Origin of the sequence: Cellulosimicrobium sp. ES-005 (assembly GCF_040448685.1) — a bacterium.
Lineage (GTDB): Bacteria > Actinomycetota > Actinomycetes > Actinomycetales > Cellulomonadaceae > Cellulosimicrobium > Cellulosimicrobium cellulans_G.
The window spans coordinates 55,281-70,947 of record NZ_CP159290.1; the positions used below are offsets into that span (position 1 = coordinate 55,281).

The window sequence follows — 15,667 nt, forward strand, 5'->3', positions numbered from 1 at the left end:
GGGCACATGCCCACTGTCGACGTGACGGGAGAAGGATGCCGACCGGAGTGGCCCTGCGCGACGCTCAGGCACAGCTGTTCGCAGCGGCGCAGCGCGTCCTCGTGCGCGACGGCGCGGGCGGACTGACGAGCCGGTCCGTCACCGACGAGGCCGGCGTCGCCAAAGGGGTGCTGCACCGGCACTTCGACGACTTCGACGACTTCCTGGCCGAGCTCGTGCGCACGCACGTCGCGCGGGTCGAGGCGGACCTCGCCGGACTCGCCGAGGTGCACCAGGCGTCGACCATGGTCCGTGCGCTCCAGGTGGTGTTCACGCCCGTCACGCTCGAGCTCGTCCGCCTGACGATCGCCCGAGACGGCCTGCGCGCACGCCTCCGGTCCTCGACCCCGCGCGGGATCCCGGTCTTGACCGAGGCGGCCGTCGCCCTCGCACAGCGTCTCCGGGACGAGACGGCCTCCGGGTCGTCCGCCACGCACCTGGATCCCGACATGCTCGCGCGCACCCTTATCGGCACCGGGCACCTGCTCTTCGCCGGCGAGACGCCGGACACCGCCACGGTCGAGGAGATCGTGGCCGCCGTGCTCCAGGGCGGAGACGGTGCGTCAGCGACGAGGGCTGACCCGTGACACCGCTCGTCGCTCGGAACGGGCGCTGTCCGGCGAAGGCCGAGGTGCCGGTGCTCCGTCCGCGTCGCGCGCCGGGTCTTGCCAGGAACGCACCGCGGCGTGCGGGGGCAGGAAGGGTCGCCGGGGCGAGCGAGCGGGCGCGCACCTGCCTAGCGTCGAAGGGACGCCCGACCGGGCGCCGCGAGCAGCGGAGGAGCAGCCATGACCACGAACAGCCCCGGCCCCGCCGACCCGGACCGGCCCGCCGACCCAGGCCGACCGGTCGAGCCCGTGCGGCCCGCGGAGCCGACCGTCGAGCCGCCGAAGTCCCCGGGACCGCCCCCGGACCCGTCGGAGCCGCCGCGCGACCCGAGCCACGCGGACCCGGTCCCCGGCGAGCCGCGACCGTCCGACCCGGTCCCCGACTCGCCGCCCGACTGGCCGTCGTCGCCGGGCCGGCCGGTCGGCCCGGACGAGCCGAGCCACGACGACTGAGGACGGTCCGCGCGGCGCTCCCGGGTGCGGCTGAACGGACGCCGGATCACAGGAGCCGGCGCGAGCCCGGGTGCGTGACGCGCAGCCAGCGGTAGCCGTAGCCGTCGAGCCGGACCTCGGCGGTCCCGTCGTCGGGGTCCGGCTCGACGTCGTCCGCGTCGAGCAGGTCGACGAGGCGCGCCTCCGCGGGCAGGTCGCCGAGCGCGAGCCGGACGACGACCGGGTCCGCGGACAGGTTGTGGACCGTGACCATCGACGCCTCCTGCCACGTGCTGCGCAGCGCGAGGACGGACGGCTCCGCCTGGTCGAGCACGTCGACCTCGCCCCAGCCCAGCTCGGGGCACTCGCGGTAGCGGTGCGCGAGCAGGCGCACGAACGTCAGCAGCGAGTCCGGGTCGCGCCGCTGGTCCGCGACGTTGACGTGCTCGGGCGCGTAGCCGTCGCCGGGAACGGGCCCCGCGAGCCGGCGCGCGGGGGCGCGCGAGAAGCCGCCGTTGCGCTCCGACGTCCACTGCATCGGGGTCCGCACGGCGAGCCGTCCGTCAGCGGCGAGGTTCTCGCCCATGCCGATCTCCTCGCCGTAGAAGAGGACCGGCGTCCCCGGGAGCGCGAAGAGCAGCGAGTACACCATCCGGACGCGGCGCGGGTCGCCGCCCAGCATGGGCGGGAGCCGACGGCGCAGCCCGCGCCCGTAGAGCTGCATGTCCTCCTCGGGCCCGAACGCGGCGAAGACCTCCTGGCGCTCGTCGTCGGAGAGCTTGTCGAGCGTCAGCTCGTCGTGGTTGCGCACGAACGTCGCCCACTGCGCGTCGTGGGGGATCGGGGGGCGTGCGGCGAGCGACGCGGCGAGCGGCCCGGCGTCGTGCCGTGCGAGCGACAGGTACAGCGCCTGCATGCCGTTGAAGTCGAACTGGAGCGTCAGCTCGGAGCTCGACGGTCCGGACTCGCTCCCGTCCCCCGTCCCGTCGTCGCCGAAGTAGAGGCGCTGCTCCGCGAACGGCAGGTTGACCTCGCCCATGAGGATCGAGTCGCCCGCGCGGCGCGAGAGGAACGAGCGCAGCGCGCGCAGGAAGTCGTGCGGGTCCTCGATCTCGTCCGACGGGTTCGCCGCCGCGTCCCCGAGGAAGAACGGGACGGCGTCGACCCGGAAGCCCGAGAGGCCGAGCTGGATCCAGTAGCCCATCGTCTTCGCGATCGCGTCCCGGACCTTCGGGTTGGCGGTGTTGAGGTCCGGCATGTGGCGGTAGAAGCGGTGGCGGTACCACTCGCCCGTGCGATCGTCCTTCGTCCAGATGCCCTCCTCCTGGTCGGGGAAGATCACCTGGTCCGTCGTGGGCGGCGGCTCGTCGGCGCGCCACACGTAGAAGTCGCGATACGGGTTGTCCGTGCTCGCGCGCGAGGCCTTGAACCACGGGTGGCGGTCGGACGTGTGGTTGACCACGAGGTCGGCGATGACGCGGATGCCGCGGTCGTGGGCCGTCCGGACCAGCTCGACGAGGTCCCCGACGTCGCCCAGCCGCGGGTCGACCGCGAGGAAGTCGGTGATGTCGTACCCGTCGTCGCGGTCGGCGGTCGGGTAGAACGGCATGAGCCACAGGCACGTGACCCCGAGGTCGGCGAGGTGGTCGAGGCGCTGCACGAGCCCGGCGAGGTCGCCCACGCCGTCGTCGTCCCAGTCCATGAACGTCTCGACGTCCAGGCAGTAGACCACCGCGTTCTTCCACCAGAGGTCGCCCGTGTCGCTGATCCTCACGCCGCACCCCCGCCGGTCGTCGTGGTCGCCGTCCGCAGGAGCGGCAGCAGCGTCTCGCCCGCCGCGTCGAGGAACGCGTCCTGCTCCTGCCCCACGTGGTGCAGGTAGACCTCGTCGAACCCGCACGCCGCGAGCTCGGCGACGCGGTCCGCGAACCGCTCGGCGTCGTGCTCGACGAGGACCGTCCCGCGCACCTCCTCCAGACGCACGAGGTCCGCGACGGCGTCGAACTGCTCGGGCGTCTCCAGGTGCCAGCTCACGCTCGGCGGCAGCAGGTTGGAGCGCCACTGGTCGTGCGCGACGGCGAAGGCGGCCTCGTCGTCGTCGCCCCACGCGACGTGGACCTGGAGGGCCAGCGGCCCCCGGCCGCCCGCGTCGCGGTACTCGCCGACGACACGGCGCAGCGACTCGACCGGCTGGTTGACGGTCACGAGACCGTCGGCCCAGTCCGCGTGCCGGCGCGCCGTCGCCGAGGTGACGGCCGGGCCCACGAGGCGCGGGACGACGTCGGGCAGCGACCACACGCGCGCACGGTCCACGGTGACGTGGCCGTGGTGCGTGACCTCCTCGCCCGCGAGCAGCGCGCGGATCACGTCCACGCACTCCCGCAGGCGTGCGTCCCGCTCGGCCTTGGTGGGCCACGGGTCGCCCGTGACGTGCTCGTTCATGGCCTCGCCCGAGCCGAGCGCCGCCCAGAACCGGCCCGGGAACATCGCACCGAGCGTCGCGACCGCCTGCGCGACGACCGCCGGGTGGTAGCGCTGGCCGGGCGCCGTGACGACGCCGAACGGCAGGTCCGTGCTGGCGAGCGCGGCGCCGAGCCAGGACCAGGCGTGCCCCGACTCGCCCTGCCGCACGCTCCAGGGCGCGAGGTGGTCGGAGCACATCGCGGCGTCGAACCCCACCTCCTGGGCACGCCGTGCGGCACCCAGCAGAGGGCCCGGGGCGATCTGCTCGTGGGACGCGTGAAAACCGAGGGAGGCCATGGCGCCAGTGAACCGAGGGTCCGGGTGACACGCTCGGCGAGGAGGGGGACCGGTGGAGGGATCGTGCGCGCTCCGCAGGAGGCGCCCCGTCCCGCGACGGCCCTCGTACGCTGACGCGATGCGCCTGCTGACCTGGACGTTCGCCGCCTACCTCGCCGCGGTCCTCGTCGTGACCCTGTGGCCGTCGCCGCAGTCCACCGACGCGCCCGGCTGGGCCACGGCGACCCTCGGGTTCCTCCAGGGCCTCGGGATCCCGATCACCCTCCCGGTGCTCGAGGCGCTCGCGAACGTCGTCATGTTCGGGCCCTTCGGCGTGCTCGGGGTCCCGCTCCTGCGCGGCGCGACCGCCCGACGGCGCGGCGCACCCCTGGGCGTGCGGCGCACCGTCGGCGTCGTCACCCTCGCGGGCTGCGCGCTGTCGGTCGCGATCGAGCTGACCCAGAACATCCTGCCGGGCCGCGTCCCGACCGTCCAGGACGTCGTGATGAACACCGCCGGCGCGCTCCTGGGCGCGGCGCTCGCCGCCGGCGTCGTGCTCGCCGTCGGCGCGCGCCGACCCGTCACCGGGTGAGCGCGCTGTCCCCGCACAGGTGGACCGGCATGCCGAGCGCGGCGAAGAACGCGGCCTTGGCCTCGAGCGCGCGGTCCGCGGTGCCGGCGTCGGGCGCGTACGCGACGTTCAGGTGGTTCGCCTTGTGGCGGGCCATGAACTGGTCGCGGCTCACGCCGTGGAGCACGGCGTGCATGATCGGCCACTCCGGGTTCGTCGCCTCCTTGCGCCGACGCGTCTCCTCCTCGGGGAGCGACAACGCCGAGGCCCGGCCGAGGTCGACCTGCAGGACGCCGTCGGCGATGTAGACGCGGGACCAGACGATCTCGCCGGCCCGGGAGACCCCGTTGAGGGTGGAGCCGCCGGCCGGAAAGAAGACGGGATCCTGGCGCCAGCCCTCCGCGCCCGCGTAGCCGCCCTCGAGGTGCGAGGCGGGTACCGAGCCGGAGATCTCGAAGACCCACACGAACTGCCCGTCGAACTCCTCGCCCCAGCGCACGTCGTGCAGCGTGGTGGCCGGGTCGAGCCCCATCGCCGTCCACAGCCGGTTCGTGACGAGCGCGTCGACGGCGACGCCCTCGTCGGCCTCGTTGAAGTGGGGGAACGCCTGGCCGTCCCACAGGATCCGCTGCCCGTCGCGCGAGCGGACCGGCGGGCGCTGCACGTTGTTGAGCAGCCCTTCCGCGAGGTCGGACGCGGGACAGATGTCCTTGAGGCCCTGCTGGTACTGGATGCCGACCGCGTCGAGCCCGAAGTCGTCGGCGATCCGGAGGGCCGCGACGTACATCTTGTGCTGCCAGCGGAGCTGCGCGGGCGTGAGCTCGGTCGCCTCGTCGGTCCCGAGCCGGAAGGTCATCCCCGCGTCCTCGAGCCAGCGCTGGACCGCGTCTGCCTCGTCGTCGGTCACGCGCTGCATCTCCGCCCAGAGCGCGGACTGCGACAGACGCTCCTTGTAGATGCCGAGCCCGTTGAGCAGCTCGTCGTCGAAGATCGCGTTGTACATCCCCATGCAGCCCTCGTCGAAGACGCCGATGATCGCCTTCTCCCGCAGGAGCTGGGCCGCGAGGGCCTCGCCGAGCTGCTTCTCCGGGGTGTCCGCGAGGGCGGGGAGCGCGTGGACGTGGGAGTCGTCGTGGTCGATCGTCCCGGTCGCGACCCACGAGCGGATCGCGTCCTGGAACCAGGCGTCGGTCCCGTCGACGGTCCACACGGTCGAGTACGGCGTGCCCATCTTGGTGAGGCCGGCGTTCAGGCCCAGGAGCCCGACGAGCCCCGGCCAGTCGCCCGCGAAGTTCGCGGCGGTGAGGATCGGGCCACGGTGCGTGCGCAGGCCGGCGAGCACGTGGTGGCTGTACTGCCACACCGCCTCGGCGACGACGAGCGGCGCGTCGGGCGGGATGGTCGCGAACACGTCGAGCCCCATGCGCTGCGAGCTGATGAAGCCGTGCCCGGTCTCGGGGTCGACGTCGTTGGCGCGCACGACCTTCCAGCCGTTCGCCGCGAACGCGTCGGTGAGCACGCGTTCGAGCTCCACCTGCGTCGGCCAGCCCGCGACGTTCGCGGACTCGCGCAGGTCGCCCGACGCGACGAGGTAGACCGTGCGCTCGGGGGCCCGGGCCTCCGGTGCGAGCTCGGGGACGGCGTAGGTGCTGGTCATGCGGGTGCTCCTTCGAGAGTGGCGCGGTGGGTGGAGAGGGTGGCGGAGGGGCGCTCCGGGGCGGCGGGACCCGCGGTGCGGCCGGTCCGGCGGGCGAGCGCGTGCACGACGTCGCGCGTCGCCGGGTAGAGCGTGCGGTAGAGGCCGTAGAGCTCGTCGTACGCGGAGCGCGTCCCCGGGTCGGGCTCGACGACACGTGCCGGGGGGTTCCACGCGGCGACGTCGAGGAGCCGCCCCTCCTCGTGCACGAGCCCGGCGGCGAGCATCGCGGCGCCGTAGCTCGCGCCGATCGTCCGCGTCGGGACGACCTGGGGGAGCCCGGTCACGTCGGAGACGACCTGCGTCCACAGGTCGCCCTGGGTGCCGCCGCCCACGGCGACGACCCGGGAGATGTCGGCCCCGGCGTCGCGCAGGGTCTCGACGTTGTGCCGCACGCCGAACGCCGTGGCCTCGAGCGCCGCGCGGTAGAGGTCGCCGCGCGTGTGCGTCACGGTGAGACCGGCGACGACGCCCCGCGCGTCGGGGTCCTGGACCGGGGTCCGCTCGCCCGCGAGGTAGGGGAGCATGAGGAGGCCGCGCGCGCCCGGCCCGGAGGCAGCGGCCTCGGCGAGCAGCTCGGGGTAGCCGGCCCCGGTCAGGTCGCGGAGCCACGACGTGATCGCTCCCGACGTCGCCATGCCCCCGGCCAGGTTGTGGGTCCCGGGGTAGGCGCCGACGGTGCCCCACATCGTCTCGCTGCGCAGGGGCTCGGCGACGGTGGCGACGAGGAACAGGGTCGTGCCGTACATGAGCATGAGGTCGCCGACGTGCGTCGCGTCGACGCTCACGGCCTCGGACCAGGCGTCGATCGTCCCGGTGACGACCGGCGTGCCTGCCGGGACCCCGGCGAGGGGCTCGCGCGTCACGCCCGCGGCCTCGCCCGGCCAGCGCAGGGCGGGGAGCTCGAGGCCGGGGGCGACGAGGTCGGCCCAGTCGTCGATCCACTCGTGCGTGCGCGGGTCGTAGAGGGGCGTCGACTGGGACGCGGAGTGGTGGTCGAGCACGTAGGCGCCGGTGAGCCGGAACGCGAGGTAGGACGCGGGCATGAACAGCCGCCGGGCGCGGGACCAGGCCTCGGCCTCGTGCTCGCGGACCCAGGCGATCTTGGGTCCCGCGGCCTGGGACGAGAGCGCGGAGCCGCAGCGGTCGAGGACGGTCGCGCGCCCCAGCGCGGCGTCGAGCGCGGCGATCTGACGCGTCGCGCGCGTGTCGACGCCGTACAGGATCGCCGGGCGCACCGGCGTCCCGACGTTGTCCGTCAGCAGGACGCACGGACCCATGCCCGACACCCCGACGGCCGCGACCTCGAGGTCGGCGGGCACGTCGGAGCCGCGGACGGCGCCCGGGGCCAGGTCGGCCGTGAGCTCGGTGACGATCGCGACGAGCTCGTCCCACCAGACGGCGGCGTCCATCTCGACGTGGCCGGGAGCGGGCCGGTCCACGGTGTGGGCGCGGGTCGTCGAGCGGAGGATCGCGCCGTCGGGTCCGACGAGCACGCCCTTGGTGCTCGAGGTGCCGACGTCGACGCCGACGAGGCCCGGGGTCACGGGAGGTCTGGGCATGCCGACCAGCATGACAGAAATCGATTACAGAAACAACGGCCGCCCCGACCTGCGCTCTTGTTCCGCGATATCTCGCCATGTGAGACGAATTCGAGGGTTGACGCAACTGTGACCTGGGTGTCGGCGCGCCGTCCCGGGGTCGGGGCCCGCCCCGCGCCGCCCCGGGACAGCGACGGCGAGACCGGTTGTCACCTGCCCCGGCGGCGCCTGCCCCGGCGGCGTGCGCCGCAGCGTTCCGCGCTCGGCGGAGGTGCCGTTGTCGGACAACGGACACCGCGCTGTCGGCCCGTGGCTCGGCACCGGCGACAACGCCGCGCCCGCGTGGCGGCGGCCACCGGACAGGCACGGACGACACGCGGCCGGCGCGGCGGCGACGGGGTCGGCGGAGCCGTTGACGACCTCGACCCGGAGACGTTCGATGAGGCCCTCGCATCCAACGACGGAGAGAGGACGGACGCGATGAAGCTTCCCCGAACTGCGCGCCGCGGCATCCAGGCCGGAGTCGCGCTCACGATCGTCACGTCGCTCGCGGCGTGCGCGGGCGGCGCGGATCCTGAGCAGTCGGGCCAGGGGGGCGAGGGCGGGACGACGGTGTCGTTCCGCTCCTGGAGCCCGATCGAGCAGACCACGCGTCAGATGATCGACGCGTTCACCACCGCCAACCCGGACGTCACGATCGACGCCACGATCTTCAACTACCCGGAGTACGTCGTGGACCTGCAGACCCGCGCGAGCTCGGGCACGATGCCCGACATCGTGGGTCTGCAGCCCGGCGCGCTGACCCAGCAGTACCGGGAGAACCTCATGCCGCTGGAGGACTGCGCGGCCGAGACCTGGGGCGACGACTGGGAGTCGAAGTTCTTCCCCATCGGCCTCGAGCAGGCCCGCATGGGCAACCCCGAGGGCGACGAGCACTACTACGCGCTGCCCCTCCTCGTGCAGACGGTGAACCTCTGGGCCAACTCCGACATCCTCGACGAGGCGGGCATCGAGCCGCCGGCCACGTGGGCCGACCTCGAGAGCGCCGTCGACACCCTCGGCGGCGGCTCGGCGGCGCCGTTCCTGCTGCCCGCGAAGGACTCGTGGCTGCGGAACGTCGTGTTCCTGCAGATCGCCAACAACATCGAGCCCGGGCTCGTCTACCAGGCGGAGTCGGGGGAGGCGTCCTGGACCGACCCGGGCATCGTCGAGGCGTTCACGTACTGGCAGAAGCTGTTCACCGACGGGATCGCCCAGCAAGGCGCCCTGGCGCTCGACGCCTACCCGAACGGCGTCAACCAGTTCGAGGCGGGCAACGCCGCGATGATCCCCCTCGGCGCGTGGTGGATCCAGCAGTCCGACCCCTCGCGCTCGGACATCCCGCCGCTCTCGCAGGGCATGGAGGGCTACGAGCCCTTCCTCTTCCCGACGATCCCGGGCGGGGCTCCGGAGCCGCAGCTCGTCGGCGGCATCGATGTCGCGCTCGGCATCTCGAAGGACGCGAAGAACCCCGACCTCGCGTGCCAGGTCCTCACGGACTGGATTGCGGGCGACGGCGCCCAGGTGCTCATCAACACCTTCAACGACCTGCCCGCCGTGCAGGGCCTCGACCCCGAGGAGTTCACGAGCGACAAGCAGCAGGAGATGTGGACGACGTTCACCGAGGACTGGATGCCCGAGGTGCAGTATTCGCGCTACTTCGAGTCGCCGGACATCGACACGGCCGTCGCCGACGCGCTGTCCGCGGTCGCCGCGGGCCAGTCGACGCCGGGGGAGGCCGCGGCGTCGGTCCAGGCGGTCCAGGACGGGCTGGGCTGACGATGGCAGCCCTCGTCTCCGGGCGACCCGCGGCGGCGACGCCGCGGGTCGCCGGGTCGCGCGCGACGACGCCGACGGGACGCAGCACGCGTCGCCGCCAGCAGCTCGTCGCGCTCGGCTTCATCGCCCCCGCGCTCCTGCTCTTCGCGGTGTTCGTCGTGTACCCGATCGTGTTCAACGTCCAGGCGAGCACGCTCGACTGGGACGGCGTCAACGCCGGGACGCCCGCGGGCGTCCAGAACTACGCGGACCTCGCGCAGGACCCGGTCTTCCACATCACGCTGCGCAACTCGCTGCTGTGGATCCTCCTGACGATCGTGCCGCAGGCCGTCATCGGCTTCACGCTCGCGTGGCTCCTCAACACCCGGCTGCGCGGGAGGACGGTCTACCGGGCGATCTTCTTCCTGCCGGCCGTCCTGTCGCCCGTCGTCGTGGGCATCGTGTGGCAGCGCCTGCTCGACCCGTTCAACGGCGTGCTCGCGCAGCTCGGCCGGGCCACCGGCCTCGAGGTCCTCACGCGCCCCTACCTGTCCGACCCGTCGACCGCGATCGTCACGGTGATCGTCGTCAACGTCTGGATGTGGTCGGGCTTCTCGATGCTCTTCTACCTCGCCGGCCTGCAGCTCCTCGACCACTCGGTCCTCGAGGCCGCGCGCATCGACGGCGCCAGCGGCTGGTCGCTGGTCCGCCGGATCGTCCTGCCGCTCCTCAAGCCCACCCACCTGTCGCTCGTCCTGCTCGGGATCATCGGGTCGCTCAAGACCTTCGAGCTCGTCTGGGTGCTCACCGAGGGCGGGCCCAACCACGCGTCGGAGCTCATGCCGACGTACATGTTCAAGGAAGCCTTCCAGCTCCAGTCGTTCGGCTACGGCGCGACGATCTCGGTCGTCCTGCTCGTCCTCGCGATCGGCTCGTCCGTCGCGATGCTGCGCACGTTCGGCGCGGGGTTCATCACGGGGGAGAAGTCATGACGGCACTCAGCTCCGGCACCGCCCGCGCGGGGCGCGCGCCCGACGACGCCGCCGCGCGGGAGACCGTCGCGGCGGGGCGCCGCCCCCGCGGTCACAAACGCAGCAAGGACGTGGAGGCCCCGCCGCGGTGGTCGCACTGGCTGCTCGGTCCGCTCGCCGTGCTGTGGATGATCCCCGTGGTCATGGTGCTCGGGATCTCGCTGCTGCCGACGTCCAACCCCTCGACGACGGCGCTCGGGCTGCTCCCCGAGGAGCCCACGCTGCGCAACTACGTGACGATCTTCGAGACCAACCCGATCCTCCAGCACCTGCTCAACAGCCTGCTGGTGTCGGTCCCGTCGATCCTGCTCGTGGTCCTCCTCGGCTCCATGACGGCGTTCGCCCTCGCCCGCCTGCGGGTGCCGTTCCGCGGCGTCGTGTTCGTGGGGCTGCTGCTCGCGCTCGTGCTGCCCATGGCGAGCATCGTCGTGGCGGTCTTCAAGATCCTCCAGGCGATCGGCCTCTACGACTCGCTCCTCGGCCTCGTGCTCGCCTACACCGCGCTCGGGCTCCCGTTCGCCGTCATCATGATCCGCACCACGTACCTCGCGATCCCCGACGAGACGTACGAGGCCGCGCTGGTCGACGGAGCCTCCGCCTGGACGATCTTCTGGCGCATCTACTTCCCGCTCGGCAAGGCGGCGGCGGCCGTGGTCGTCATCTGGCAGCTCATGATGACGTGGAACGACTTCCTCCTCCCACTCGTGGCGATCAGCGACAACGACCTCAAGCCGCTGACGCTCGTCCCCCTCGCGTACCGGGGGATCTACCTGAGCCAGCCGGGCGCGCTGTTCGCGGTGCTCGTGCTCATCTCGGTGCCCATCGTCGTCGTCTACCTGTTCATCCAGCGGTACCTGGTGAACGGGCTCGCGGGGTCGGTCAAGTGAGCTTCCTCGGCATCGACCTCGGGACCACCGGCACGCGCGTCGGCGTCTACGACGAGAGCGGCAACGAGCTCGTCGCGCGCTCGCGCCGCACCACGGTCGTGCGACCCGCACCCGGCCGCGCGCACGTCGACGCGGAGGCCGTCCTGGACGGCGTCGAGGCGCTCGTGCGCGACGTCGTCGGCGAGCCCGCGGTCCGCGCGGACCCCGTCGAGGCGCTGTCCTTCTCCACGCTGGGCGAGGCCGTCGTGCCCGTCGACCGCGCGGGCCGGGCGCTCGGTCCGGCACCGCTGAGCATGGACGGCCGCGGCGCGGCCTCCGCGGCCCGGCTCCGGGAGGCGCTCGGCGACGACGTCGCCCAGGAGATCACCGGCCAGCCGCTGCACCCCATGTTCTCCGTCCACAAGGTCCACGACCTCCTGCCCGACGCCGGGCTGCCCGCGGCGGTCCGCACGATGGACGACTTCGTCGCGACCCGCCTGGGTGCGGCGCCCGCCGTCGACCTCACGATGGCGGCGCGCACCGGCGCGTTCGACGTGCGCTCGCGCACCTGGTCGGCCACCGTCCTCGACGCGCTCGACGTCCCCGGGCACCTGTTCTCCCCGGCGGTGGCCGCGGGCGAGGTGGTCGGCACCGTGTCCGCGGACGCGGCCGAGCGCACGGGCCTGCGACCGGGCACGCCCGTCGTGGCCGGTGTCCACGACCAGGCCGCGGCGTTCCTCGGCGGCGGGGGGCGGCCCGGGCACCGGGCCGTGTTCTCGTTCGGGTCGAGCGACTGCTTGACGGTGGGGACGCGAGCCCGCCCCGGTGGCCTCGACGGCACCGGGCTCGCGACCTACCCCGTCGGCGACGACCTGTGGGTCACGCTCGCGGGGACCGCCGCCGGCGGGTTCGCGCTCGACTGGTTCTCGACCATCGTCCACCACGACCGGATCGACCCCTGGGCGTCGCTCTACGAGGTCGGCGCGGTGGACCCGCCCCCGCTCCTCGTCGCCCCGTACCTCGCGGGCTCCGGCACGCTCGACAACGACCCGGCGGCGCGCGGAGCGCTCCTCGGGCTGACGCTCGAGACGACGACCGCCCAGATCGCGCGCGCGTTCGTCGAGGCGTCCGGGTTCGAGCTCGCGAAGATCCGCGCCGCGCTCGCGGAGCGCGGCGTCCCCCCGGTCGAGGTGCACGCCGTCGGCGGCGGCTCGGCCAACCTCGCCGCGCTGCAGGCGCGCTCCGACGCCGCGGGCGTCCCGCTGCGCGCCGTCGTGCGCGAGGCTGCGGGGCGGGGCGCCGCGCTGCTCGCGGCCCTCGGGGTCGGCACGTTCCGGGACGTGCTCGACCTGCCCGCTCCACCCGTCCTCCACGAGGCGAGCCCGGACCCGCGCCACGCGGCGTGGTACGCGCGGCAGCGCGCGACGTTCGACTCGCTCCACCGCCTCCTCACCCCCGTCAGCACGTCCCTCGCCGTCGAGCCCCTCGACGGCACCGCACTCAAGGAGATCGCATGACCACGCTGGACACGTTCGACCTGCAGGCCGCGCGCGAGGACGTCCTCGCGTACTGCCTGGAGTCCGTGAAGCTCGGGCTCAACTTCAACACGCAGGGGAACATCAGCCTCCGCATCCCCGGCACGTCGACGTTCCTCATCACCCCGACGGACCTCGAGTACGACCGCATGACGCCCGACGACCTGGTCGTCGTGGACGAGGACGCGAACGTCGTCGAGGGCCACCTGCTGCCGTCGTCCGAGGTGACGGTCCACCTCGCCGTGTACGCCGCCCGCCCCGACGTGCAGGCGATCGTCCACACCGAGCCGACGTACGCGAACGTGTTCGGCGTGCTCGGGGAGCCGATCCGCGGCGCGCTCGTCAACATGGTCATCTACACCAAGGGCGACGTGCCGATCATGCCGTTCGCGCTGAGCAACTCGACCGAGTTCGGCCGCGACATGGCGCGCTACCTCGAGGACCGCAACGCGGTCGTGTGGGCCAACCACGGCCTGCTCACCGTCGGCCCGAACCTGCGCGACGCGTTCAAGACGAGCGTCGCGGTGGAGAGCGCGGCGAAGGTGCTCTCCGCGGCGCGGGCCGTCACGGACGAGCCGATCGTGCTCGACTACGCCTCGCTGGGCATCACGCACACGCTCTGACCCGTGCCCGGTGCGCACCGTCCCCGCGGGGCCGGCCCGGCGGCCCGCCGCCGGACGCTACCCGAGGACGTTGCGCGCCGGGTCGATCGGCACGCAGCCGCACGTCGTGCCGTAGGCGATGTCGTAGTCCATGTCGAGCAGGCGCGGCGGCAGCGTCGGGTTGTTCATGCGCTCCGTGAGGAGCTGGACGGTCCGCGCGGCGAGCGTCGCGGCCGGCGCGACGGCGTTCGTCGGCACCAGGCCCGTCGTCCCCACGCCGGGCACGTTGTCGAACGTCGTGAGCACGACGTCGGACGGCACCTTGAGCCCGAGGCGCTGCGCCGCGGTGAGCACGCCCCAGAACATGAGGCTGTTCGTCGCGAGCACGCCGAACGGCGGCTCGAGCGTCCGGAACAGCGAGTACGCGGCGGTCGCGGCCTCCTCGGACGTCGTGAGCCCGGCGAGGACGTGGTTCTCGGTCCCCGTCCGGCTGACGACGCGCTGGAACGCCGTGTGCCGGTTGCGCAGGGTGGAGACCGCGAGGTCTCCGGCCACGAGGCACACCCGCTGCACGTGGTGCTGCTCGATCATGTGCAGGGTGAGCTGCTCGGCCGCGTGCCGGGCGTCGGGCAGCACGTGGTCGACGAGACCCCGGACGGAGGGGACCGTGCGGTCCACGACGACGGTCGGGACGGACTGAGCGAACTCCACCAGGCCCGGTGCGCCGGTCGGGAAGATCACGAGGCCGTCGACGTCGAGGCGTCGGAAGGCCGTGAGGATCGACTCCTCGGTGTGCAGGTCGTCGTCCGAGTCGGCGGAGAGCAGCGTCGGGCTGACGTTCGCCAGCCGCTCCTGGAGCGCGCGGCTCACCGCGGCGAAGTAGTCGTTGCGCACGTCGGGGAACACGAGCCCGACGACGCCGGTCCGGCGCTTGCGTCCCCGCGGGCGGGCCTCGCCCTCCAGGCCCAGCTCGGCGATCGCGTCCTCGACGAGGCGCCGCGTGGCGGCGGCGACGTGCGGCTCGTCGTTGACGACGCGCGACACCGTCTTGATGGACACCCCGGCGCGCGCGGCGATGTCGGCCAGCCGCACGGACCGGCCACCCGCTCCCGCGGTCCGGTCGTCGTCCTGCGTCACGTCGCCTCCGCCCGTCGCCCGCACGAACCCGTCGCCGTCCGCCCGGGCGGCACGCTCCCGACGACACGACAGGAAGGTCAGCCATGACCCTCGTCACGAACCGTACCCTGCTCGACGCCGCCGCCCGGGGTGGCTACGGCGTCGGCGCCTTCAACGTCGCCGACCTCGCGATGGCCACCGCGGTGCTCGACGCCGCGCGCGCGACGGCGAGCCCCGTGATCGTGGAGACGCTCGCCGGGTCGCACCCCTACGGCGACGACCGGACCTGGTGGTCGGCCCTGCACTCCGTGATCGGCGCCTACCCGGACGTGCCGGTCGCGCTCCACCTCGACCACGGGCCGGACGAGGCGACCTGCGCGCGGGCCGTCGCCGCCGGCTTCACGAGCGTGATGATCGACGGCTCGATCGGTCCGGACGGCCGCCCGGCCGGCTTCGAGGAGAACGTCGCGGTCACGCGCCGCGTCGTCGAGCACGCGCACGCGCACGGCGTGTCCGTCGAGGGGGAGCTCGGGACCATCGGCGGCTCCAAGGACGGGCGCAGCCACGCCGAGATCGTCCTCGCCGACCCGGAGCAGGCGGAGGAGTTCGTGCGCCGCACCGGCGTCGACGCGCTCGCCGTCGCGATCGGGACGTCGCACGGCGCCTACAAGTTCACGAGCCCGCCGGACGGCTCCGTCCTGCACATGGACCTCGTCGAGCGCATCGCGGCGCGGGTGCCCGGCACGCACCTCGTCATGCACGGGTCGTCGGGCCTGCCGGCCGACCTCCGGGCGACGATCAACGCGCACGGCGGCGACCTGCCCGAGTCGTGGGGCGTCCCCGACGCGGAGAAGGCGCGCGCGGCCGGCCTCGGCGTCCGCAAGATCAACCAGGGCATGGACCACTACATGGCGTTCACCGCCGGCGTCCGGGTCGCGCTCGCGCAGTCCCCCGGGGACGTGGACCCCGCGGGCTACCTCGCCGAGGGCCGGCGCTGGGCGCAGCGGCTCCTCGAGGAGCGCATGGTCCTGTTCGGGCAGGCGGGGCGGGCGGCCGACGTCGGGGCCCGGGAGGCCGCGGCACCGCGCTGAGCC

Annotated in this window: 14 protein-coding genes; 9 read left to right on the plus strand and 5 right to left on the minus strand. The window is 73.5% G+C overall.

Translation table 11 applies throughout. The features are described from left to right. The first annotated feature begins 35 nt into the window (after positions 1 to 35). Complete coding sequence (locus ABRQ22_RS00195) at positions 36 to 626, plus strand: TetR/AcrR family transcriptional regulator (RefSeq protein WP_353708158.1); 591 nt, start codon at positions 36 to 38, stop codon at positions 624 to 626. 201 nt (positions 627 to 827) lie between these two features. After that, positions 828 to 1,100, plus strand: coding sequence for a hypothetical protein (locus tag ABRQ22_RS00200; RefSeq protein ID WP_353708159.1), 273 nt, complete (start codon positions 828 to 830; stop codon positions 1,098 to 1,100). A gap of 46 nt (positions 1,101 to 1,146) precedes the next feature. Here the strand turns inward: ABRQ22_RS00200 and ABRQ22_RS00205 are convergent, their stop codons facing one another. Then, a complete protein-coding gene (locus ABRQ22_RS00205; RefSeq protein ID WP_353708160.1) occupies positions 1,147 to 2,853 on the minus strand; it encodes an alpha-amylase family protein in 1,707 nt (568 codons plus the stop codon). Beyond that, a complete protein-coding gene (locus tag ABRQ22_RS00210; protein WP_353708161.1) occupies positions 2,850 to 3,839 on the minus strand; it encodes a TIGR03885 family FMN-dependent LLM class oxidoreductase in 990 nt (329 codons plus the stop codon). The genes ABRQ22_RS00205 and ABRQ22_RS00210 overlap by 4 nt, the downstream gene beginning before the upstream one ends. A 118-nt stretch (positions 3,840 to 3,957) precedes the next feature. Between ABRQ22_RS00210 and ABRQ22_RS00215 the strand changes: the two genes are divergently transcribed. Continuing rightward, a complete protein-coding gene (locus ABRQ22_RS00215) occupies positions 3,958 to 4,410 on the plus strand; it encodes a VanZ family protein (protein ID WP_353708162.1) in 453 nt (150 codons plus the stop codon). On the opposite strand, the gene ABRQ22_RS00220 is transcribed toward ABRQ22_RS00215, so the two are convergent. Further along, positions 4,400 to 6,046, minus strand: coding sequence for a fucose isomerase (locus ABRQ22_RS00220; protein WP_353708163.1), 1,647 nt, complete (start codon positions 6,044 to 6,046; stop codon positions 4,400 to 4,402). The two genes, ABRQ22_RS00215 and ABRQ22_RS00220, sit on opposite strands and share 11 nt — an antisense overlap. Further along, the gene (locus ABRQ22_RS00225; RefSeq protein ID WP_353708164.1) at positions 6,043 to 7,647 is read right to left on the minus strand and encodes an FGGY-family carbohydrate kinase; all 1,605 of its coding nucleotides are present in this window, start codon (positions 7,645 to 7,647) and stop codon (positions 6,043 to 6,045) included. Before ABRQ22_RS00225 ends, ABRQ22_RS00220 begins: the two co-directional genes overlap by 4 nt. Before the next feature lie 459 nt (positions 7,648 to 8,106). Between ABRQ22_RS00225 and ABRQ22_RS00230 the strand changes: the two genes are divergently transcribed. From ABRQ22_RS00230 to ABRQ22_RS00250, 5 genes are read left to right on the plus strand one after another with little or no spacing between them, the layout of a single operon-like run. After that, positions 8,107 to 9,444, plus strand: coding sequence for an extracellular solute-binding protein (locus ABRQ22_RS00230; RefSeq protein ID WP_353708165.1), 1,338 nt, complete (start codon positions 8,107 to 8,109; stop codon positions 9,442 to 9,444). A gap of 2 nt (positions 9,445 to 9,446) precedes the next feature. After that, a complete protein-coding gene (locus ABRQ22_RS00235; protein ID WP_052877364.1) occupies positions 9,447 to 10,415 on the plus strand; it encodes a sugar ABC transporter permease in 969 nt (322 codons plus the stop codon). Then, positions 10,412 to 11,341 carry a carbohydrate ABC transporter permease gene (locus ABRQ22_RS00240; RefSeq protein ID WP_353708166.1) on the plus strand — a complete coding sequence of 310 codons (930 nt, stop codon included), beginning with the start codon at positions 10,412 to 10,414 and terminating at the stop codon, positions 11,339 to 11,341. Before ABRQ22_RS00235 ends, ABRQ22_RS00240 begins: the two co-directional genes overlap by 4 nt. Then, on the plus strand, positions 11,338 to 12,837 hold the full coding sequence (locus ABRQ22_RS00245; RefSeq protein WP_353708167.1) for an FGGY-family carbohydrate kinase: 1,500 nt from the start codon (positions 11,338 to 11,340) through the stop codon (positions 12,835 to 12,837). The genes ABRQ22_RS00240 and ABRQ22_RS00245 overlap by 4 nt, the downstream gene beginning before the upstream one ends. Next, on the plus strand, positions 12,834 to 13,478 hold the full coding sequence (locus tag ABRQ22_RS00250; protein ID WP_047231098.1) for a class II aldolase/adducin family protein: 645 nt from the start codon (positions 12,834 to 12,836) through the stop codon (positions 13,476 to 13,478). Before ABRQ22_RS00245 ends, ABRQ22_RS00250 begins: the two co-directional genes overlap by 4 nt. 57 nt (positions 13,479 to 13,535) lie before the next feature. Here the strand turns inward: ABRQ22_RS00250 and ABRQ22_RS00255 are convergent, their stop codons facing one another. Then, complete coding sequence (locus ABRQ22_RS00255; protein ID WP_253054511.1) at positions 13,536 to 14,594, minus strand: LacI family DNA-binding transcriptional regulator; 1,059 nt, start codon at positions 14,592 to 14,594, stop codon at positions 13,536 to 13,538. An 83-nt stretch (positions 14,595 to 14,677) separates the two neighbouring features. On the opposite strand from ABRQ22_RS00255, the gene ABRQ22_RS00260 reads away from it, so the two are divergent. Continuing rightward, positions 14,678 to 15,664, plus strand: a complete 987-nt coding sequence (locus ABRQ22_RS00260; protein WP_353708168.1) for a ketose-bisphosphate aldolase — start codon at positions 14,678 to 14,680, stop codon at positions 15,662 to 15,664. The last annotated feature ends 3 nt before the right edge of the window (positions 15,665 to 15,667 follow it).